The organism is Oricola indica (assembly GCF_019966595.1).
Classification (GTDB): domain Bacteria; phylum Pseudomonadota; class Alphaproteobacteria; order Rhizobiales; family Rhizobiaceae; genus Oricola; species Oricola indica.
In genome coordinates this window covers 45,534-64,646 of record NZ_JAINFJ010000007.1, presented here as the reverse complement: position 1 = coordinate 64,646, position 19,113 = coordinate 45,534, and the positions used below count along the sequence as shown (strand labels likewise).

Annotated in this window: 21 protein-coding genes; 9 read left to right on the top strand and 12 right to left on the bottom strand. The window is 60.7% G+C overall.

Annotation, left to right across the window (positions count from 1 at the left end; translation table 11 throughout):
* Positions 1-60: 60 nt before the first annotated feature.
* From LC343_RS17190 to rnhA, 4 genes are read left to right on the top strand one after another with little or no spacing between them, the layout of a single operon-like run.
* Positions 61-810, top strand: a complete 750-nt coding sequence (locus tag LC343_RS17190) for an SURF1 family protein (RefSeq protein WP_223478399.1) — start codon at positions 61-63, stop codon at positions 808-810.
* 47 nt (positions 811-857) lie between these two features.
* Entirely contained in the window at positions 858-1,871 is a 1,014-nt protein-coding gene (gene ispH, locus LC343_RS17185) for a 4-hydroxy-3-methylbut-2-enyl diphosphate reductase (RefSeq protein ID WP_223478398.1), read from the top strand.
* A gap of 3 nt (positions 1,872-1,874) precedes the next feature.
* The gene (locus LC343_RS17180) at positions 1,875-2,837 is read left to right on the top strand and encodes a homoserine kinase (protein ID WP_223478397.1); all 963 of its coding nucleotides are present in this window, start codon (positions 1,875-1,877) and stop codon (positions 2,835-2,837) included.
* Positions 2,837-3,292, top strand: a complete 456-nt coding sequence (gene rnhA / locus LC343_RS17175) for a ribonuclease HI (protein WP_223478396.1) — start codon at positions 2,837-2,839, stop codon at positions 3,290-3,292. The genes LC343_RS17180 and rnhA overlap by 1 nt, the downstream gene beginning before the upstream one ends.
* A gap of 242 nt (positions 3,293-3,534) precedes the next feature.
* On the opposite strand, the gene LC343_RS17170 is transcribed toward rnhA, so the two are convergent.
* Both LC343_RS17170 and LC343_RS17165 read right to left on the bottom strand, forming a co-directional pair.
* Positions 3,535-3,930, bottom strand: a complete 396-nt coding sequence (locus LC343_RS17170; RefSeq protein WP_223478395.1) for a hypothetical protein — start codon at positions 3,928-3,930, stop codon at positions 3,535-3,537.
* 41 nt (positions 3,931-3,971) lie between these two features.
* A complete protein-coding gene (locus tag LC343_RS17165; RefSeq protein WP_223478394.1) occupies positions 3,972-4,496 on the bottom strand; it encodes a hypothetical protein in 525 nt (174 codons plus the stop codon).
* 234 nt (positions 4,497-4,730) lie between these two features.
* Between LC343_RS17165 and LC343_RS17160 the strand changes: the two genes are divergently transcribed.
* Positions 4,731-5,138, top strand: a complete 408-nt coding sequence (locus tag LC343_RS17160; RefSeq protein WP_223478393.1) for a hypothetical protein — start codon at positions 4,731-4,733, stop codon at positions 5,136-5,138.
* On the opposite strand, the gene LC343_RS17155 is transcribed toward LC343_RS17160, so the two are convergent.
* Entirely contained in the window at positions 5,135-5,623 is a 489-nt protein-coding gene (locus LC343_RS17155) for a peroxiredoxin (protein WP_223478392.1), read from the bottom strand. The genes LC343_RS17160 and LC343_RS17155 overlap by 4 nt on opposite strands.
* An 83-nt stretch (positions 5,624-5,706) precedes the next feature.
* Positions 5,707-6,531, bottom strand: a complete 825-nt coding sequence (locus LC343_RS17150; protein ID WP_223478391.1) for a protein-disulfide reductase DsbD domain-containing protein — start codon at positions 6,529-6,531, stop codon at positions 5,707-5,709.
* A 158-nt stretch (positions 6,532-6,689) separates the two neighbouring features.
* Here LC343_RS17150 and LC343_RS17145 point away from each other — a divergent pair, with 158 nt between their 5' ends.
* Entirely contained in the window at positions 6,690-7,289 is a 600-nt protein-coding gene (locus LC343_RS17145) for a YqgE/AlgH family protein (protein WP_223478390.1), read from the top strand.
* A 20-nt stretch (positions 7,290-7,309) separates the two neighbouring features.
* Here the strand turns inward: LC343_RS17145 and LC343_RS17140 are convergent, their stop codons facing one another.
* The 5 genes from LC343_RS17140 to LC343_RS17120 form a co-directional block, all read right to left on the bottom strand.
* Positions 7,310-10,228 (bottom strand): putative bifunctional diguanylate cyclase/phosphodiesterase, encoded by a 2,919-nt coding sequence (locus LC343_RS17140; protein WP_428982597.1) that lies wholly within the window; start codon positions 10,226-10,228, stop codon positions 7,310-7,312.
* Positions 10,229-10,242: 14 nt separating this feature from the next.
* Complete coding sequence (locus LC343_RS17135; RefSeq protein ID WP_223478389.1) at positions 10,243-10,857, bottom strand: GNAT family N-acetyltransferase; 615 nt, start codon at positions 10,855-10,857, stop codon at positions 10,243-10,245.
* Positions 10,858-10,891: 34 nt separating this feature from the next.
* On the bottom strand, positions 10,892-12,202 hold the full coding sequence (locus LC343_RS17130) for a M16 family metallopeptidase (protein ID WP_223478388.1): 1,311 nt from the start codon (positions 12,200-12,202) through the stop codon (positions 10,892-10,894).
* Positions 12,203-12,263: 61 nt separating this feature from the next.
* Positions 12,264-13,661 (bottom strand): threonine synthase, encoded by a 1,398-nt coding sequence (thrC, locus tag LC343_RS17125; protein ID WP_223478387.1) that lies wholly within the window; start codon positions 13,659-13,661, stop codon positions 12,264-12,266.
* Positions 13,658-13,882 carry a hypothetical protein gene (locus tag LC343_RS17120; protein WP_223478386.1) on the bottom strand — a complete coding sequence of 75 codons (225 nt, stop codon included), beginning with the start codon at positions 13,880-13,882 and terminating at the stop codon, positions 13,658-13,660. Before LC343_RS17120 ends, thrC begins: the two co-directional genes overlap by 4 nt.
* Here LC343_RS17120 and LC343_RS17115 point away from each other — a divergent pair.
* Positions 13,881-14,447 carry a hypothetical protein gene (locus tag LC343_RS17115; RefSeq protein ID WP_223478385.1) on the top strand — a complete coding sequence of 189 codons (567 nt, stop codon included), beginning with the start codon at positions 13,881-13,883 and terminating at the stop codon, positions 14,445-14,447. The genes LC343_RS17120 and LC343_RS17115 overlap by 2 nt on opposite strands.
* 9 nt (positions 14,448-14,456) lie before the next feature.
* On the opposite strand, the gene LC343_RS17110 is transcribed toward LC343_RS17115, so the two are convergent.
* Positions 14,457-15,347, bottom strand: coding sequence for an NAD(P)/FAD-dependent oxidoreductase (locus LC343_RS17110; protein ID WP_223478384.1), 891 nt, complete (start codon positions 15,345-15,347; stop codon positions 14,457-14,459).
* A 129-nt stretch (positions 15,348-15,476) separates the two neighbouring features.
* Between LC343_RS17110 and LC343_RS17105 the strand changes: the two genes are divergently transcribed.
* Together LC343_RS17105 and LC343_RS17100 are read left to right on the top strand one after the other, a co-directional pair.
* Positions 15,477-15,935 (top strand): Rrf2 family transcriptional regulator, encoded by a 459-nt coding sequence (locus LC343_RS17105; protein WP_223478383.1) that lies wholly within the window; start codon positions 15,477-15,479, stop codon positions 15,933-15,935.
* A gap of 101 nt (positions 15,936-16,036) precedes the next feature.
* Positions 16,037-17,194, top strand: a complete 1,158-nt coding sequence (locus LC343_RS17100; protein ID WP_223478382.1) for a site-specific DNA-methyltransferase — start codon at positions 16,037-16,039, stop codon at positions 17,192-17,194.
* 126 nt (positions 17,195-17,320) lie between these two features.
* On the opposite strand, the gene LC343_RS17095 is transcribed toward LC343_RS17100, so the two are convergent.
* Positions 17,321-17,932, bottom strand: a complete 612-nt coding sequence (locus LC343_RS17095; RefSeq protein WP_223478381.1) for an HAD family hydrolase — start codon at positions 17,930-17,932, stop codon at positions 17,321-17,323.
* Between the two features lie 18 nt (positions 17,933-17,950).
* The gene (gene mutY, locus LC343_RS17090; RefSeq protein WP_223478380.1) at positions 17,951-19,039 is read right to left on the bottom strand and encodes an A/G-specific adenine glycosylase; all 1,089 of its coding nucleotides are present in this window, start codon (positions 19,037-19,039) and stop codon (positions 17,951-17,953) included.
* Positions 19,040-19,113 lie beyond the last annotated feature (74 nt).

Below are 19,113 nucleotides of genomic sequence, written 5' to 3'. Positions count from 1 at the left end.
GATACAAATTGCGGAGGGGGCGGTCGTCAGGATCGCCCCTTCGTTTTTGAGGAGAAGAATTTGACCTCCGGAAACACCGGGGCCGAGAAGGCGAACCGCTTTCCTTGGGTTCTTGTTGTATCGACACTGGTTTCGCTTGCCATCCTGGTTTCCCTCGGAAACTGGCAGGTTCGCAGGCTGGCTTGGAAAGAAGGGCTGCTCGCGACAATCGATCAACGCATCCACGCGGAGGCCGTGCCACTGTCTGAGGCGCTGACCATGATGCGCTCGGGAGAGGATATCGAGTACCTGCCGGTCTCTCTTGGCGGAACGTTCCTGCCGGATACCGAGCAGCACGTGCTTTCGACGTGGAAGGGCGCCTCCGGCTGGAACGTCTATCAACCCCTCAGACTGGACAACGGAGAGATCCTTTTCGTCAATCGTGGCTTCGTGCCCTATGACCGCAAGGACCCCGCCACGCGTCCGGATAGCCGGCCGGAAGGCGAGCAGGCAATAACCGGCCTTGCCCGCCTGCCGCTCGATGACAAGCCGGGCTTCCTCGTGCCGGAAAACGATCCGGCGAAGAATGAGTATTACTGGAAGGATCTTGCGGCCATGACGGCCGCAGCGGAGCTCGACGGCGAAACGATCGTGCCGCTCTTCGTCGATGCCGGGCCGCAAGCCGATCCGTCGAAACTGCCGATCGGCGGCATCACGAATATCGACCTCCCGAACAACCACCTGCAATATGTGGTGACGTGGTACGGACTGGCGGCGGCTCTGCTCGCCGTGTCGGGGGTCTTCCTGTGGCGCAGGCTGCGCCAGCCTTGACAAGCTGTGCCCTGGCTTCCAAATCGGCATCGAACCGGATGACCCGAATGAACGCCCCCGTAAAGCCACCGCTGACGATCCGCCTTTGCGAGCCGCGTGGCTTTTGTGCCGGCGTCGACCGGGCGATCCAGATCGTCGTTCTGGCGCTCAAGAAATACGGCGCGCCGGTCTATGTCCGGCACGAGATCGTGCATAACCGTTTTGTCGTCGACGGGCTGCGTGAACGTGGCGCCGTGTTCGTGCAGGAGCTTTCGGACATTCCCGCCGAACATCGCGACGAACGGCCGGTGGTCTTCTCGGCGCATGGCGTACCCAAATCCGTGCCCGCCGACGCCGAGAACAGGCACATGTTCTATCTCGACGCGACCTGTCCGCTGGTCTCGAAGGTTCACAAGCAGGCGATGCGCCACCAGCGCTTGGGGCGTCATGTTCTCCTGATCGGACATGCGGGCCACCCGGAGGTCGTGGGGACAATGGGCCAACTCGAGCCCGGAGCCGTAACGCTCGTTGAGACTGTCGAACAGGTTGCAGGCCTCGCCGTGCCCGACGAGGAGAACCTCGGTTTTGTCACGCAGACCACACTGTCGGTCGATGACACCGCCGATATCGTCGCGGCGCTGGAAAGACGCTTTCCGAAGCTGACAGCGCCATCCTCAGAATCGATCTGCTACGCCACGACCAATCGCCAGGAAGCGGTGAAGAAAGCGGCGCCGGACACGGATATGTTCCTGATCGTCGGCGCGCCGAACTCCTCCAATTCGCGCCGCCTCGTCGAGGTCGCGCGCAAGCACGGCGCGGCAGACGCAACGCTTGTCCAGCGCGCCGGAGAGATAGACTGGGATCGCATGGATGGCGTCTCCGCCATCGGAATATCGGCTGGCGCCTCGGCCCCGGAGATCGTAGTCGAGGAAATCATCGATGCCTTCCGCGACCGGTTCGACGTGACGGTCGACATCGCGCTCACGGTCGAGGAGACGGAGAATTTTCCCGTCATGCGCGATCTGCGCGATACGCCGCTCGAAACCGCCGACATGGCTTTTCTCAATGGAAGCGGCGACTGACGAATGGCTGTCTATACCGATATTACCGAAGCCGAACTCGGAAGCTTTCTGGCCGAATACGATGTGGGCGACCTGCAGTCCTATCGCGGCATCGCCGAAGGCGTCGAGAACTCCAACTTCCTCGTTCACACCACGTCGGGCCAGTTTATCCTGACGCTTTACGAAAAGCGGGTGAACCGGGATGACCTGCCGTTTTTCCTCGGTCTCATGCAGCATCTGGCCGAGCGCGGCGTGTCCTGCCCGTTGCCGGTTCATCGCCGCGACGGCGCCATGCTGGGCGAACTTGCCGGCCGGCCCGCCGCGATGGTGACATTTCTGGAAGGTATCTGGCTGCGCCGGCCGCAACCGATGCATTGTGCCGAAGTCGGGCGGGGGCTGGCGGAAATGCACCTTGCCGGCGAGGACTTCGCGTTGAAGCGCCGGAACGGACTGACCTTGGAGGACTGGCGGCCGCTTTGGGAAAAATCGCGCGCGCATGCCGATGCGATCGATCCGAAGCTGATCCCGGAAACCGAGGCCTTGCTCGACCGGCTGGAAGCGGAATGGCCCCGCGAACTGCCGCAAGGCGTCGTCCACGCCGATCTGTTCCCGGACAATGTCTTTTTCCTTGGCGACAGCCTGTCCGGCTTCATCGACTTCTATTTCGCCTGCAATGACGCGTTCGCCTACGATATCGCCGTTTGCCTGAACGCCTGGTGTTTCGAGCGCGATCACGCGTTCAACATCACCAAGAGCCAGGCGTTCCTGAACGCATACAATGCGGTTCGTCCTTTGACGGAGGAAGAGATGGCGGCCCTGCCGATGCTCTGCGCGGGCGCATCGCTGCGCTTCATGCTGACGCGGCTCTATGACTGGGTGATGACCCCGGAAGGCTCGCTTGTCGTCAAGAAGGATCCGCTCGAGTATCTCATGAAAATGCGCTTCCACGGGCAGGTCCGGTCCGCAAGTGAATACGGGCTCGGCTGATGGCGAAAGCAACGTCCAAGACCATCGAGATTTTCACTGACGGCGCGTGTTCGGGAAATCCCGGGCCCGGTGGCTGGGGTGCGATCCTGCGCTGGAACGGCACCGAGAAGGAACTGAACGGCGGCGAGGCCGAGACCACCAACAATCGCATGGAACTTTTGGCGGCGATCCGGGCGCTGGAAGCGCTTCGCGGCGGGCCGCATCGGATCGAACTCTATACGGATTCATCCTATGTGAAGGACGGCATTTCCGGCTGGATCCATGGCTGGAAACGCAATGGCTGGAAGACGGCCGCCAAGAAGCCGGTCAAGAACGCGGAACTTTGGCAGGAGCTCGACGAGCTGTCGCGCCGCCACGAAATCAACTGGAACTGGGTCAAGGGTCATGCGGGCCACCCGGAAAACGAGCGCGCCGACGAACTGGCGCGCGAGGGCATGAAGTCGTTCAAAGGCTGACGCGGGCAAGTCGCGGTATTAGGGCGGAGCGATACCCAGCGACGCTCGGGCTCTGGAAAAAGCCCCTTAGAAGTCATCTAATCGCTAAGGAAATGGTATCGTCATGCCCGGCATGGATCAAACGAAACCTGAAGCCTACGAGTGACCTAAAGAAGCGCGTAGGCAAAGGCGTACCGGCATTCAAACAGGAGCTCCGTGCGCAAGGCAACCGATGCGCACGGGAAAGTAGTATAATCTAGCCGTTAGGCGGCGAGTTCACCGTCAAGTTCTACATGAATGTCATCGTCCTTGTAGTCTTTGTAGACGAGTTCAAGGACGGTCGAGACAGACGATCCAGGTCGAAATTTAACAATCCGGTCCACTATCTCTGTCAGGGTGTAGACCCCACCAAGATCAAGGCCAACCGTATCAAATAGGTGACGGATACCCTTGAGAGTAAACCCTACATATTCTGGGTCAAAATCACTGCGATGGTTGCACTTATGGAGCGTGATGAAGCCATCGACTCGCTTTTCCGTGACGCTGCAATCGCGCGTGAATACACGTAGGCAGTCCATGTGCTTGTCGTAGTAGGCCACCGGCCTGAACTTTCCCAACTTCATACCACTGGGAAGGTTTACTTCCCTTCTCTGTTCCATCGCAACAGTCCTCCTTTTTCAAACACATAAACTCGCCCGGTCTAGGCGTCCCTAGACCAAACGAGTTCTTCATATCGGTCGGCCCATTCAACGGGGGCTCCAGACTTTCCCGGGTCTTCATCGACCCACGTCCAATGCTCAGCCCATCCGAAGATGTCCGGGAATTCCACTAACATTCGATTAATCGAGATGTAAACAACGAATATGCAGCCCTCTGGAGCTGGGTAGTATTCCAAGTATCCGCCTTGAGCGTCTTCGGCAAACCGCACATCGTTTGGGGCTGCCCACGATACAGCATACTTTGACCTATCCGCTTTGCGATCATCCCCAACGAACATATCTCGCTTAAGTCCACGAAAAACATGCTGGGTGAAAATCATCCCAGTCCCAACAACGCCATACATTTGCCCGACCTGCCAAGTCTGGCCCCTGGCAGACGCGCGTGCCTCAATAGCCTCCCCGGTGATGCCAATTTTCAAAACCTCACGCTCTGAGTTCGTCCAATCTGGCGCTTCAGCAGCCCAAATATTGCCGCCCGGCTGGGAAAGAAATGTCAACTCTGCCAAGGGCTACTCCTCACGCGAATCACTACATTTCAAGCATTTACCAGAATTTAACCAAAAAACTCAACTCCACTCTTCAAGCAAGATAAGATTTCAACTGCTTCGATGGGATGCATCCATCTAGATACGCAACCGCAACGATTTTGGGTCTCACACCGCCATAATGCCGGGAAATTGCCGTGCGGATGTTTTCTTTCTAGACTGGATGCCCCGGAACGAATTGGGGGTGCAACGGAAATGAAGGTCGCAGTCGCAGGCATTCTTGCCATTGCAATGTCACTGATTGTCGCCACGGCAAGGGCCGAGCAACCGCCCGTCAGCGGTCCCGTGAAGCGACCGGTGACCGCGCTTCAGGCGGACGAGTTCTGGATACAAGTCGCCAGCCGGCAGACGCTGCCGGATTCGATCGAGGTCGCCGAACAATACACCGCACAATTTCCCCGTGTCGCCGTCCTGCAATCGCAGAACGGCTGGTACGCCATCGTCGTGGATGTCGTGAGGGACGGGGTCGTGCAGGAGACGCTCAAACGCCTCAAGGATGCCGGGCGAATTCCCGGCGACAGCTATGCGACCGCCGGGAAGAGCTATCTCTGGATCGCCTGGCCGGAGATCGATCCCTACGCGCCGGTTACGAGCGGAAACTAGGCAAGCTGTTCCAGCATCGCTGCCGCGCCGGAATTGGTCGCTTCGCCACGCTTTTCCTCGAGATTGACGGCAGTCACCGTTCCATCATCGACGATCATGGAATAGCGCAGCGAACGCAGGCCGAGCTTGCCGGCGGAGATATCCACCTCCATGCCGATCGCCTTGGAGAATGCCGCGTCCCAGTCGGCAACGAACGTGATCTTGCCGAGCGCGCCCGTCGTCTCCGCCCACGCCTTCATGACGTGGTGGTCGTTGACGGAGACGCACACGATCTCGTCAACGCTCTTGGCGAGGATCGTGTCGCGGTTTTCGATGAAACCGGGCAGGTGGTTCAGCGAACAGGTCGGCGTGAATGCTCCGGGCACGCCGAAGACGACGACCTTGCGGCCGCCAAACAAATCGTCCGTCGTGATCTCCTCCGGTCCGTCCACCGTGATCTTCGTGACAGTGGCTGAGGGAATCTTCGCGCCGGCTTCGATAGGCATGTGCATCTCCAGATTGAACGGGTCAGCCCTGACATAGGGCGAATGCACTAAAATTGGGAGAGGATGTTCGCCGAAATCGCGATTTAGAACGCGTCGATCGGGAGCGTGATCTCGACGGCGTCGATTCCGTGTCGTGCAGTGGCGATCATCTCGAATGCGCCGGCTTTTGAAGGATCGAAGGCCGGTCGCGCGCGGAAAATGGTCGTGCCCGCATCGGACGAAACCTGAACCGGTTTGGAAAACGGGTGATCCGACCCGGCCGAGAGGAATAGCTGCGGCGATTCTCCGCCGGAAGCCTTGTGGTGCAACTTTATCTCGATCTCGCCGTCGGCCGTCCATGACGCCCCTTCGATCGCAAGATTGTCGGAGTTGCCGTCGGGAAGGGCAGAAAACGCAGCGTCGATCAGCAAAGCCTGAATCATCTTGCCGCGCGCGTCTCGCGGATCGAATTCGAGATGCGCGGAAACGGGGACGCAGACATCGCGGCAGATGCCGAGAAAGACGTCGGCGGCGATTGCGCCGGGCGTATCGTTTCCGTCGAGAGCCAAGGTCAGCGGCAGCGCCACCGGGTGTTTGTATCCAGCCCAGGAGCCGTAAGCGTCATCCGTCCATTCCGGAGCGGGGAAATGGATCTGAACCGCGGAGACACCGTCCCCGGATATCGCCACTTGCGGCGGTATGCCGGCCGCACCGGGTTCGCGCCAGTAGGTTTTCCAGCCAGGTTCGAGGTCGATTTGCAGGATTGCCCGGAGTTCATTCGCGCCCGGCATTGGTGGCTCGGCGACGATCCGGATGCGCGCGCCGTCGGTCGCTTCCCATTGCGAGGAAGCGGCATGCGCGGCCTGTGGCAGGAACGCGCACAAAGCGGCGAAAATCGCGGCATATTTTACTGGCAGGTGAGAAGCCATGTCGTTCAGTTGGCCCTAACTCGTTTGAATGGCAAATGAATTTCGTTCGATACCGGCGTCAACTCTTCGTGACTCCCGTCATCTCGTGGGATGTAAGAGCGGACAGAAAAAATACTGGCGAAATCCATGTTCGGTGTTACGCTTCTCATATGGAAATCTTGACGCATAAGCATGTTGCCAGCGGTTCGGGGCAATTCGAGGGAAAATTCCTCGTTGCCATGCCGGGCATGGCGTCTTCGTTTTTCGCGCAGACCATCATCTATGTTTGTGCCCACAACGAAGAGGGCGCGATGGGCTTTGTCGTCAACAAGGCGCGTGGGATGACGTTCTGCGATCTCGTGGAGCAGACGGATGTATTCTCCGAGGCGAGCTTGCCGAACATGCCGACCAGCGTGGCGCATGCGCCGGTCGGGCATGGCGGTCCGGTGGACGAGCATCGCGGTTTCGTCCTGCATTCCGCCGACTATTGCGGCGACTCGACGATTCCGATTTCGGAATCGGTGTTCCTGACGTCGACGACACAGGTCCTGCGGATGATCGCCGAAGGGGAGGGCCCCAATCGCTGCGCGATCTCTCTGGGGTATTCGGGCTGGGGTCCCGGCCAGCTCGAAAACGAGATGCTGGACAATAGCTGGCTGACGCTCGACGCGGATAGCGGACTGGTCTTCGACCAGGATCACGAGACCAAATACGACCGCCTGCTGCGTGCGGCGGGCATCCAGCCGGCACATTTCGTCGCCGATTGCGGCCACGCCTGAACGACCAGGTCTGTATTGGATTATTCGGCCGCGTCGTCATTGGAGACGACCGGATTTTGCTCCATGACCAGTTCCGTGGCTTCCTCCGCACTGACCGGCGCCCCGGCCACGAAACCCTGGATGTAGGTACATCCCATATCTTCCAGCTTGTCGGCGTCTTCCGGCAATTCCACGCCTTCGGCAACGGTGGCAAGGCCGAGATTGGTCGCCATCGCGATCACCGACTGAAGAAGAATATCGCGCTGCGACCAGTCGTTGCGGACGAGCGACTGGTCGATCTTGATGATGTCGAACGGGAATTGCGACAGATAGGCCAGTGACGAATAGCCGGTGCCGAAATCGTCCATCGCGAGACCGATGCCCAGTTCCTTGATCTTCTGCAGGACGCGTGAGTTGTGCTCCGGATTCTGCATCAGCACGGTCTCGGTGATTTCAAGCCGCAGCTTGTGACGGCGCGACGAGAACCGCGCGCGCATGCCCGACAGCGTGTTGGCGAAATCGCGCGTCATCACCTGCTGGCTCGACACATTGACGGAGAGGAAAAGCCTCGCATCCGGCAACTGGACATCCCAATCCATCAACTGGCGCATGGCCAGTTCCAGCGCATGGTTGCCGAGTTCAACGATCAGGTCGGACCGTTCGGCGATCGCGATGAATTCCGAAGGCTGTATCTCGCCGCGGCGCGGGTGGTTCCAGCGCATCAGCGCTTCGAAGCCGGCGATATCGAGCGATCCGGAATGCACGATCGGCTGATAGGCAAGCGAAATCTCGCCGCGTTCGATGGCGCGTCTGAGATCCGATTCCAGTTGCAGCTTGTCCGAGCCCGAGGTCCGGAATGCCGGCCGGAACGGCTCCACGCGGTCGCCGCCGAAACGCTTCGCCTGGAACAGCGCGAGTTCGGCGTCGCCGAACAAGTCTTCGTCCTGCGAGCGGGCCTGCGTGAACGTCGCGAGGCCGATGGAAACCGTCAGGATGATCTGGCGCTCGGCGAAGGAAATCGGGGCCTTGATGGTCTTCTTGACCGCGTCCGCGAACGCGGCAATGCGTCCGGGTTCGTTTTCCGAAAGCAGGATGATGCCGAACTGGTTGCCGGAAATGCGCGCCAGCGTGTCGTGTGGGCGAAGCAGCCGGCGCAACCGACGGGCAACGGTGATCAGCAAGGTATCGCCGGCTGCCATGCCGATCGACTCATTGACCTGCCGGAAGCGGTCGATATCGATGATGAGCGCAGTCGGCTTCATCGAATCGTCGGCATTGGCGATCGCAAGCGCGTTGCGCAGCCGGTCCATGAACAATTCGCGGTTCGGAAGGCCGGTAAGGTTGTCGTGCACGGCATCGTGCAACAGCCGCTCTTCAGCGCGCTTCTGGTCGCTGACATCGATAATCGTACCGATGCAGCGAATGACCTGTCCGTCCGCGCCGACAACTGGTCGTGCGCGTACCGCGAACCAGCTGTAGTAGCCGTCCGATCCGCGAAGCCGGATATTTATGTCGATCTTGCCGCGGCGCTTCTCGAGCACTGCGTCTAGCGTCACGCGGAAACGGTCACGGTCGTCGCTGTGGATATGGGAGAGCCAGTTCTTGGGCGGTCCCTGCAGCTTTCCGGCGCCGAGGCCGAGAACAGCGCCGAGGTCCGGTGTCGTCGACAGGCGGTCGCGTCCAACGTCCCAGTCCCAGACAATGCCGCCGGAGCCTTTCACCGCAAGCGCCTGGCGCTCGACATTGGAAAGGAGGTTCTGCTGGAAGGCGCCGCCGGAGAAGGCGTTCTGCATGATCGTGAAGCCGATCAGCAGCACGATCAGTACGAGGCCGCCCGCAAGTGCCGGCTGGATGATGTCGTTATCGACCTGGCCGGACACTGTCATGTATCCGGCGATAATCCATGCGATCAGCAACGCCCAGGCGGGCACAAGCATGATCGCCCGGTCGAATCCGCGCCAGCTCAGATAAGCGATCAGGACCGATCCGAACAGCGCGGTCCCCGCAATCGAGAAACGGGCGACACCGGCCGCGAGCGCGGGGTCGTAGAACACCAGCGCCGACAGGCCAGCGAGCGCCATCACCCATGCGATGGCGCCGTAACTCAGGTGATCGTTCCAGCGATTGAGATTCAGATAGGTGAAGATGAACAGCGCCAGCGTCGCGGCAAGCGACACCTCGCTCATCCCTCGCCATGTTCGCACATCTGCTGGCGGTACGTCGAAGAAGCGGTCGATGAAACCGAAATCGATGCTGATATAGGCAAGAACGGCCCAGGCGAGGGCCGCGGCGGCCGGAAACATCGACGTCCCGCGCACCACGAACAGGATCGTCAGGAACAGCGCCAGCAGGCCGGAAATGCCGAGCACGATGCCGCGATAGAGCGTGTAGGAATTGATGATGTCCTTGTAGCGGTCGGCTTCCCACAGATAGACCTGCGGGAGGTTCGGCGATGCCAGTTCGGCAACGAAGGTAACCACCGCGCCCGGATTGAGAGTGATCGAGAAGATATCCGCGTCGGAACTTTCGACCCTGTCGAGCGCGAAGCCTTCGCTCGGCGTGATAGCGACAATGCGTTTCGAGCCGAGGTCCGGCCAGAAGAAATGCGAATCGACGAGCCGGAAATGCGGCGCGACGATCAGGCGGTCGATCTGCTGTTCCGTGGTGTTGGCGAGCGCGAATACGGCCCAGTGGCCATCTGTCGATTCCTGCGTCGCCTGAACTTCGATGGTGCGTACGATGCCGTCGATGCCGGGAGCGGTGGAGATGCGGAAGGTTTCACCGCGGTTCCGGTAGATCGTGACGGCGCGCGAAAGATCCAGAGCCTCCGCGTTTCGTCCGATGGAAATCGGTTCGACGGCGAAGGCGCGCCCGCCGAAGGCCGCGAGGACTGTCGCGAAAGCAAGCAGGAGCAACGCGCCGAGGCGTAGAATGCCGTGGCCGTATCGCCCTCCCGTTATCGCGTCCGTCCGCGTCAAACCGTTTCACCTTTTTCCACAGGCGCACTCAGCCTTTCGTGCCGCGGATTGATCCGCGAAAAGAGCACGTGGTCGCGCCAGGCGCCATTGATCTTCAGATACGACCGCAGGTATCCCTCGCGCGTGAATCCGGCTTTTTCGAGAATCCGGATCGACCGCGTATTGTCCGGGATACAGGCAGCTTCAAGGCGGTGCAATCCGCAAGCGCGAAACGCGTGGTCGCAAAGTAAACCGACCGCTTCGCTCATGATGCCTCTGCCGCTGTGGCGTTCGCCGATCCAGTAGCCAATATGACCGCATTGTGAAACGCCGCGCCTGATGTTGCCGAGCGTTATTCCGCCCATGATCGCGCCGGTTCCCTTTTCGCAAATGAAGAAGGGAAGACCCGTGCCCGCCGCGATTTCATGATTGTAGCGCCGGATGCGTCCGCGAAACGCCGCGCGTTCCAGATCGTCATTCGGCCATGTCGGTTCCCATGGCTGCAGAAAGGTGCGGCTGTCCGCGCGCAGGGACGCCCATTCCGTGTGATCGGAAATCTCGGGATGACGCAGCACGATACTCTTGCCGGTGATGATTTGCTGGCGCGCTCCACGAAAAGGGAAGGCAATCATGTCCGGCACCGTTGTTTTGCGACTTGCTGGCGGATCAGCCGACGGCGAACCGGGCATTCGCGCGCTGCGATTCCGTGCCGCCTGAAGCGAGTTCCGAGCGGATTGTATCGATATCCATGAGTTGATCGACCGGGCCGATGGCGGAAACCGTCGGCGTCGAGCTGGTGAACAGCCTGCCGGCGAGGTCGCGCAGTCGTTCGACCGTCAGTTTGTCGAGCCTGTCGAGCAGTTCCTCGTTCGGGATAGGTCGGCCGAAAAGCAGGATCTGGCGGGCGATCTGGCCTGCCCGGCTGGGGGCGCTTTCGCCGGACATCAGCAGGCTGGCCCGGAACTGCGCGCGGGCGCGGTTCAATTCGGGCGTATCGATATCCGCCGCAGCACGGCGCAATTCCTTGAGGATCAGATGGACGAGTTCCTCGAGATCGCCGGGCTCGGTCGCGGCATGGATGCCGAAGATGCCGGTGTCCGAGAACCCCCAATGGAAGGCGTAGATCGAGTAGCAGATACCGCGTTTCTCGCGCACTTCCTGAAACAGCCGCGACGACATGCCGCCGCCGAGCAGCATAGCGAGGACCTGCGAGGCGTAGAAATCACGCACATGATAGGCGCGCCCCTCGAAGCCGAGCAGGAACTGGGTGTCCTGAAGCGGGCGGTGTTCGCGATAGTCGCCCCCGACATAATGGGCGAGCGAGACGGCCTTTCCCTTGGGCTTGGCCTGGATCGAGCCGAAATCCGCCTCGACCAGCTTGACGAATTCGTCGTGATCGATGGCGCCGGCTGCCGCGATCACCATGCGTTCGCCGCAATATTCGCGGTCGATATAGGTGCGGATCTGCTCGCTGGTGAAGGATTTGATCGTATCGCGCGTGCCGAGGATGGCGCGGCCGATCGGCTGGTGGCGAAAGGCGGCTTCGGTGAAGCGGTCGAAGACGGCGTCGTCCGGCACGTCGTTGGCCGCGCCCAGTTCCTGCAGGATCACGTGTTTTTCGCGCTGCAGTTCGTCTTCGTCGAATTTCGAGTTTTGCAGGATGTCGGCCAGAAGGTCGAGGGCCAGCGGGACGTCGTTCTTGAGCACCCGCACGAAATAGGATGTCGTTTCGACACTCGTGCCTGCATTGATATCGCCGCCGACATTCTCGATTTCTTCGGCAATGGTGCGGGCATCGCGGCGGCGGGTGCCCTTGAAGGCCATGTGTTCCAGAAGATGCGCTATTCCGTGTTCGTCTTCGAACTCGTTTCGCGAGCCGGCCTTGACCCAGACCCCGAGAGCGACGCTCTCCACATGTTCAAATCTTTGCGTGGCAACGGTAATGCCGTTGGAGAGACGTGTCGTCTCTACGGTCATGTGCATACTCCCTAGGGCCGCGCGGCGGCCAAACGCTTCCTCGCTTTTCCCGCCCGCGTCGTCACTGGGCCGCGCGGGCGTGGCTCTTGATATGATCTTCTATCATTTTGAGATCGGATGGAAGCTCCGTGAAACTTTCGTGACGCTCCATCAGATCGGACAGCCATTCGGGCAATGCCGGATGGACGCCGGATGCTTCTTCCACGGCCGCCGGGAATTTCGCGGGATGTGCCGTCGAAAGAACGATCATGGGCGCTGCCCTGCGCGCCACCCTGCGGGCGACATGGACACCGCATGCGGTGTGCGGATCGAGCAGATAGCCCGATTTCTCACGTATTTGGCGAATGGTGGCGGCGGCCTCACTCACGTCTGCACGTCCCGCGGCAAAGCCGGACCGGATCGCGCTCAGCGTGTGGGGGGGCAGGTCGAAGCTGCGCGACTGCTTGAGGCTTGCCATTGCATTGCGAACTTCCGCGTCGTCCCGACCTCCGGCATCGTAAAGCAGTCGCTCGAAATTTGACGAAATCTGGATGTCCATTGAGGGCGAAGTCGTCTCGACGACGCCGCGCATTTCGTAGATGCCGGTCTCCAGCGTGCGGGCGAGAATATCGTTGTCGTTCGTCGCAATGACCAGGGTTTCGATCGGAAGGCCCATCTGCCGGGCGACATGGCCCGCGAAGATGTCGCCGAAATTTCCCGTCGGCACAGTGAACGAGACAGGCCGATCGGGTGCGCCGAGCGACAGGGCCGACGTGAAATAGTAGACCACCTGCGCCATGATGCGTGCCCAGTTGATCGAATTGACGCCGGACAGCTTGACGGAGTCGCGGAACGCCACGTGATTGAACATGTCCTTCAGCAGTCCCTGGCAATCGTCGAAATTGCCTTCGACGGCCAGCGCATGAACGTTCGCTTCCGCGCTCGATGTCATCTGGCGCTGCTGAACAGGCGAAACGCGCCCCTTCGGAAACAGGATGAAAATGTCGGTGCGGTCGCGTCCGGCAAAGGCCTCGATGGCCGCACCGCCCGTATCGCCCGACGTCGCGCCGACGATCGTCGCCCGCTCGTTGCGCTCGGCCAGCACATGGTCCATCAGCCGGCCGATGAGTTGCATGGCGACGTCCTTGAAGGCGAGCGTCGGTCCGTGGAAGAGTTCCAGCACGAACTCGTTGTCATCCGTCTGAACGAGCGGACAGACTGCCTCATGCCGGAAGGTCGAATAGGCTTCCTCGATGATCCGCATGAAAGTCGCGCGCTCGATCTCGCCTTCGACGAACGGCCACATTACCGCAACGGCGATCTCGGTGTAGCTCTTGCCGCGCAGCGCCCGTATGTCGGCGGCCGAAAAATGCGGCCATGTCTCGGGTACGTAAAGGCCGCCATCGCCGGCAAGTCCGGCAAGCATGGTGTCGCAGAAACCCAGGACGGGAGCCTGGCCGCGGGTAGAGACGTATTTCACGGGTATTCACTCACTTCCTTGCGCGCCGCGCATGTATATGCCGCGCGCTGCTTAACCGAAAACCCGCCAATTCCAAAGCCCGAACCGGCTGAAGCGACATCCTCCGCCATTGACGAACCGGACAAAGCTATGGATGGTGCCGCCGCCATCGCTGAATCGCCATTTTCGTGATGGAAATAGCTGCAATACGGGAACGGATTACGGGGAAAACGGTTCATCATGCGTATCGTCCAGGCGAAACAAGCCCTGCGTTTCGGCGCTCTCATCGCGCTTCTGACCTTGGCTTCCTGCCAGTCCATGAACATGAACGACGCGTTCGGAAAGAAGTCGACCGGCAACGCGGCGGACGAGGAACTGACGGCTGATGATTTGCGCGCTTATTGCCCGCGCGTCACGCTGCGCGAAGGCACGGCCATTCTGCGGACCTATACGCGCAACAATCAGGATAATCCCGACGAGATCATTTATCAGGCGACCATCACGGACGTGACGCGCTCATGCAAGTATTCTGGCGGAATGCTCTACATGCAGATCGCAGCGGCCGGACGGGTCGTCGAGGGACCCAAGGGCACGGCTGGAAACCTTGAATTGCCGGTACGCGTCGCCGTGCGGCAGGGCGAGGACGTGCCTTACTCGCAACTGGGCAAGATCCAGGTTGCGGTTTCGCCGAATGCGGGCGCGACGCAGTTCATCTTCAAGGATGAACAGGTCGCTGTTCCCGCACCGACATCACAGAATCTCCAGATCTTCGTCGGCTTCGACGAGGGGCCTTACGATACGCCCTGACGCGACAGGTCAGGCGACCAGCGATCGATAGGCGCACACGCCGGCGATCATCCCCGAGGATGATGCCAGCAACGCGCTGTGCATCGGCATCGTCGCGTCGCCCGCGGCGAATACGCCGGTCACGCTTGTCTGTTTCTGATTGTCGACGACCAGAATGGGGCCTTGCGGCCCACCTTCCATCTCGCAGCCCAGCTTTTCGGCGATTGGGCTCGCCATCGTCAGCTGCGTCGCGGTGAACAGGGCGGCGAGGGGGAGTTCCCGCCCGTCTGCGAGACGTACGGCTTCCAGGTCAGCCTCGTCGCCGAGAAGCTTTACAATCGGCGTGCGTTCGATCGTCACGCCACGCTGGCTGAAGCGTGCCTGTTCCTCGGGTGTCGGCTCGAATTGGCCTTGCGTGAAATAGGTCGTCGGACCCCAGTCCGGTATCATATCCCCCTGATGCGCCGATGCAGGGCCTGTCGCGAGTACGCCGAGCGGGCGGTCGCGATACTCGTAACCGTGACAGAATGGACAATGCAGGACCGAGCGGCCCCAGCGTTCCGAAAGCCCGTCGATCTCCGGCAGGATGTCGGTCACGCCGGTCGCCAGCACGAGCCGTTTCGCGCGCACGGCGCTTCCGTCAGCCATCACCACGGTGAAACCATCCTCTTCGGTGATCGCATCGACGGCTGTACCGTCGAGGAAATCGACATTGTCGTAACGGGCCAGTTCAGCCCGCCCGGCCTCGCGGATCGTCGCGGGCGCCTTTCCGTCCTGGCCGAGAAATCCATGCGAGGCGTTGGTGAAGCGGTTGCGCGGCTGTCCTGCATCGACAAGCAGGACCCGGCGCCGGGATCGGGCGAGATACATGGTTGCGGACAGGCCGGCGAAGCTGCCGCCGAGAACGATGACGTCGTACATGCCATTCTCCTTGTGAATTTCATGCAACATTTAATGTTTCATATTGAGCGGAGTCAATATCATGAAACACGAAAAGTTGCATAAATGCTCGAACTGCCCTAAATTCCTGGAAACTGGCGGGAGATTTGAGTGAGACGAGACAGTCGTTTGTCGCGCATACTGCATGTGCTGATCCATATGGCCGAACATGAGGAACCGCTGACGTCGGAGGCGGTTGCGGCTTTCCTTTCAACCAATCCGGTCGTAGCGCGCCGGCTGATGGCGGGATTGCGCGACGCCGGTTTCCTGACCTCCAAAAAGGGGCATGGCGGCGGCTGGGAGCTTGCTGCGCCGCTCGAGGCCATCACGCTTGCCGATGTCTTTCATGCACTCGGCGATCCCGCGGTTTTCGCCTTTGGTCCGACCGAGGATCAGCCCGATTGTCTCGTCGAGCAGGCCATCAACGAGCGGCTGGCGGCGACGCTCGATGATGCGAGGGCGATGCTGCTCGCCCGGTTCGGTGAGATCACGCTGGCCGACATCAATGCCGATTTCGAAAGCAAGCTGAAAGACTCACCCTGGACCGGCAAGCCGGAGTTTTGCGGCTGACGGCCAGTGCGTTTGTTTGAATTCTTCGCAATCCGCTAACCCGTCATTAACCGCACTGCGTAACCATGCGCCCGTATCGTATTGCGTATTTCGGGTGTTACATGTCTGTCGTTCGCCTTGCTTCCAGGGACCGCGCCGCCGCGGCTCCCAAGCTCCCCTCTTCGCGCGTCCTTCCGGACGTCGTCGACACCATCATCAAGGGTGACTGCGTTACCGCGCTCGAAAGCCTTCCCGAGAAATCGGTGGATGTCATCTTCGCGGACCCGCCCTACAATCTCCAGCTCGACGGCGATTTGCATCGTCCTGACCAGTCGAAGGTTGATGCCGTCGACGATCACTGGGACCAGTTCGAGTCCTTCCAGGCCTATGACGCCTTTACCCGCGCCTGGCTGCTTGCCGCTCGCCGTGTCCTGAAGCCGTCCGGCACGATCTGGGTGATCGGCTCGTATCACAACATTTTCCGCGTCGGCACGACGCTGCAGGACATCGGCTTCTGGATTCTCAACGACGTGATCTGGCGCAAGACGAACCCGATGCCGAACTTCCGCGGCCGCCGGTTCCAGAACGCGCATGAGACCATGATCTGGGCGTCCCGCGACCAGAACGCCAAAGGCTATACATTCAATTACGAGGCGCTGAAGGCGGCGAATGACGACCTTCAGATGCGCTCGGACTGGCTTTTCCCGATCTGCAATGGCGGCGAGCGTCTCAAAGACGATAATGGCGACAAGGTTCATCCGACCCAGAAGCCGGAAGCGCTTCTCGCGCGCATCATGATGGCCTCGACCAAGCCGGGCGACGTGGTGCTCGATCCGTTCTTCGGTTCCGGCACAACCGGCGCGGTGGCCAAGCGCCTCGGCCGTCATTTCATCGGCGTGGAACGCGAACAGGCCTATATCGACGCCGCGACTGCCCGCATCGAGGCGGTGGAGCCGGCGGATCTCAAGACATTGAAGATCGTCGCGTCGAAACGCGCCGAGCCGCGTGTCGCCTTCGTTACCCTGCTCGACAGCGGATTGTTGAAGCCGGGCACCGCCCTGACCGACAAGAAACGACGCTGGGCCGCCACGGTCCAGGCCGACGGTTCGCTGTCGCATGGCAACGACCAGGCGTCGATCCATCGCATCGGCGCCAAGGTGCAAGGCCTCGACGCCTGCAATGGCTGGACCTTCTGGCACTATGAAGAAAACGGTTCGCTGATTTCCATCGATACCCTGCGCCAGCAAGTGCGCCAGTCGATGGGGACAGCCGGAGCTTGACCTGTGGCTGATCCGCTAGGTCGCTTGCGCGGCGATGTGTTTCGGAGTCCTCCAGGTTCGAACGCATCGCCGCGCGCATTCATCTGAACCAGGAGGATCGCGATCGCGCGTGGATGCGGATTGCGCCTAAGTGGTCAATTCGAACTCCGCGAGCTCTTCGCGCAACTGCTCCGGATCCTCGAAATGGATCGCCTGCCAGCCGAATTCGCGTGCTGACACGACGTTTTTCTCGGAATCGTCGATGAAGAGCGTTGCCGCCGGGTCGAGATCGAATGTCCGGGTGTGGTGCGCGTAGATCGCCGGATCCGGCTTGATCAGCTTTATGTCGCCGGACACCGTCACCCCGCGCGTGGACTTGAGAAACGGATACAATTCCTGCGCCTCGCGGAACGTGTCCGATGCGAAATTGGTCAGCATCGTCACGTCGTGCCCGGCGTCCAGGTGTTCGCGCAGGATCGCGACGCTCCCCTCATAGGCATAGGGGATCATCTCCGACCAGTTTCGGCGGAAAGCGCGGATATTGTCGGCCTCGTCCGGGAAGTGGGCGATCAGTTCGTCCTCCGCCTCGCTCCAGCTTCTGCCGCGATCCTGCTCGACATTCCAGGCATTCGAACAAACGTCTTCCAGGAACCACGCACGCCGACGATCATCGGGAATGATACGCCGGAAGGGCAGTTCGGGATCGTAGTGCAGGAGCACCTTTCCGATGTCGAAAACAATGTGGCGGATAGCGGTCATGAAATGAACCTGGGCGTTTCAGGAAAGGTCGTGTTCCGATTCGTGCTCGATGGCGAGACCCAACACTTTTTTCATGACAGTTGGTAGGGCCTCTCCCGCGATGTCGTCCGGCGCGCTCCACCATTGATGTGCGGCAGGGGCTTTCTCGCCTTCGCCGCGATAGACATCGAGGCGCAATTCGAAATGGGTGAAGACATGGACGATCGTGCCGCAGGATATCCAGTCAATGCCGGGCAGGGGGGCACTGCCGGTCCCGGTTTCTCCATCCCGGCGCGCGGACCACTCCGTGGTCGGCACCTGTGTCATGCCGGCGAGCAGGCCGCTGTCGCCGCGCTTCTCAAGCAGGATCGCGCCGTCCCGATTGGTGAGCACGAATGCGGCGCCTCTTCGCACCGGTTTCGCCTTCTTCGGTGGCTTGACCGGAAAACGCTCCGGATCGCCTTTCGTCAAGGCCGCGCAATCCGCGCGCAAGGGGCAGTGCATGCAGGCCGGCCGCTTCGGCGTACACAGTGTGGCGCCGAGATCCATCATCGCCTGCGCGAAATCGCCCGGCCGGCGTTCAGGCGTGAGCGCCTGTGTCTTCGCCTTGATGCCTTTCTTGGCTTCGGGCAGCGGCGTGTCGATGGCGAAGAGGCGAGTCATCACGCGTTCGACATTGCCGTCGACCACGGCGACGGGTTCATCGAAAGCGATGGCCGCTATGGCCGCGCTGGTGTAGTCGCCGATGCCCGGAAGGTCGCGCAAAGCCGCAGCCGTCTGCGGAAACCGCCCGTCGTGCGAGCTCATCACGGCGTCGGCGCATTTCTTGAGGTTTCGGGCGCGCGAATAGTAACCGAGCCCCGCCCATGCGCGCAGGATGTCGTCCTCGCTTGCAGCGGCAAGCGCATCGACGTTCGGCCATTTTGCCGTGAATTTCGCGAAATAGTCCCTGACCGCCGCGACGGTCGTCTGCTGCAGCATGATTTCCGAGAGCCATACGCGGTACGGATCGGGCCGAACGCCTTTGGCGAGATCGAGGGGGCCAACGCGCCAGGGCAGGTCGCGGGCATGGCGATCATACCAGGCAAGCAATTTCGTCGCGATGGCGGGAGAAGGGGCCGCATTCATGTCCCGTTCTTGTGCCAACCCGACCATCAAGATCAAGCATCGCTTTTTGTCGGCCCGCATGTTTATTATCACCG

Coding starts and splice junctions, on each gene's coding strand:
- ispH (WP_223478398.1), top strand. CDS start 858: ATGAACGCCCCCGTAAAGCCACCGCTGACGATCCGCCTTTGCGAGCCG.
- LC343_RS17180 (WP_223478397.1), top strand. CDS start 1,875: ATGGCTGTCTATACCGATATTACCGAAGCCGAACTCGGAAGCTTTCTG.
- rnhA (WP_223478396.1), top strand. CDS start 2,837: ATGGCGAAAGCAACGTCCAAGACCATCGAGATTTTCACTGACGGCGCG.
- LC343_RS17170 (WP_223478395.1), bottom strand. CDS start 3,930: ATGGAACAGAGAAGGGAAGTAAACCTTCCCAGTGGTATGAAGTTGGGA.
- LC343_RS17160 (WP_223478393.1), top strand. CDS start 4,731: ATGAAGGTCGCAGTCGCAGGCATTCTTGCCATTGCAATGTCACTGATT.
- LC343_RS17155 (WP_223478392.1), bottom strand. CDS start 5,623: ATGCCTATCGAAGCCGGCGCGAAGATTCCCTCAGCCACTGTCACGAAG.
- LC343_RS17150 (WP_223478391.1), bottom strand. CDS start 6,531: ATGGCTTCTCACCTGCCAGTAAAATATGCCGCGATTTTCGCCGCTTTG.
- LC343_RS17135 (WP_223478389.1), bottom strand. CDS start 10,857: ATGATTGCCTTCCCTTTTCGTGGAGCGCGCCAGCAAATCATCACCGGC.
- LC343_RS17130 (WP_223478388.1), bottom strand. CDS start 12,202: ATGACCGTAGAGACGACACGTCTCTCCAACGGCATTACCGTTGCCACG.
- LC343_RS17115 (WP_223478385.1), top strand. CDS start 13,881: ATGCGTATCGTCCAGGCGAAACAAGCCCTGCGTTTCGGCGCTCTCATC.
- LC343_RS17120 (WP_223478386.1), bottom strand. CDS start 13,882: ATGATGAACCGTTTTCCCCGTAATCCGTTCCCGTATTGCAGCTATTTC.
- LC343_RS17110 (WP_223478384.1), bottom strand. CDS start 15,347: ATGTACGACGTCATCGTTCTCGGCGGCAGCTTCGCCGGCCTGTCCGCA.
- LC343_RS17100 (WP_223478382.1), top strand. CDS start 16,037: ATGTCTGTCGTTCGCCTTGCTTCCAGGGACCGCGCCGCCGCGGCTCCC.
- LC343_RS17095 (WP_223478381.1), bottom strand. CDS start 17,932: ATGACCGCTATCCGCCACATTGTTTTCGACATCGGAAAGGTGCTCCTG.
- mutY (WP_223478380.1), bottom strand. CDS start 19,039: ATGAATGCGGCCCCTTCTCCCGCCATCGCGACGAAATTGCTTGCCTGG.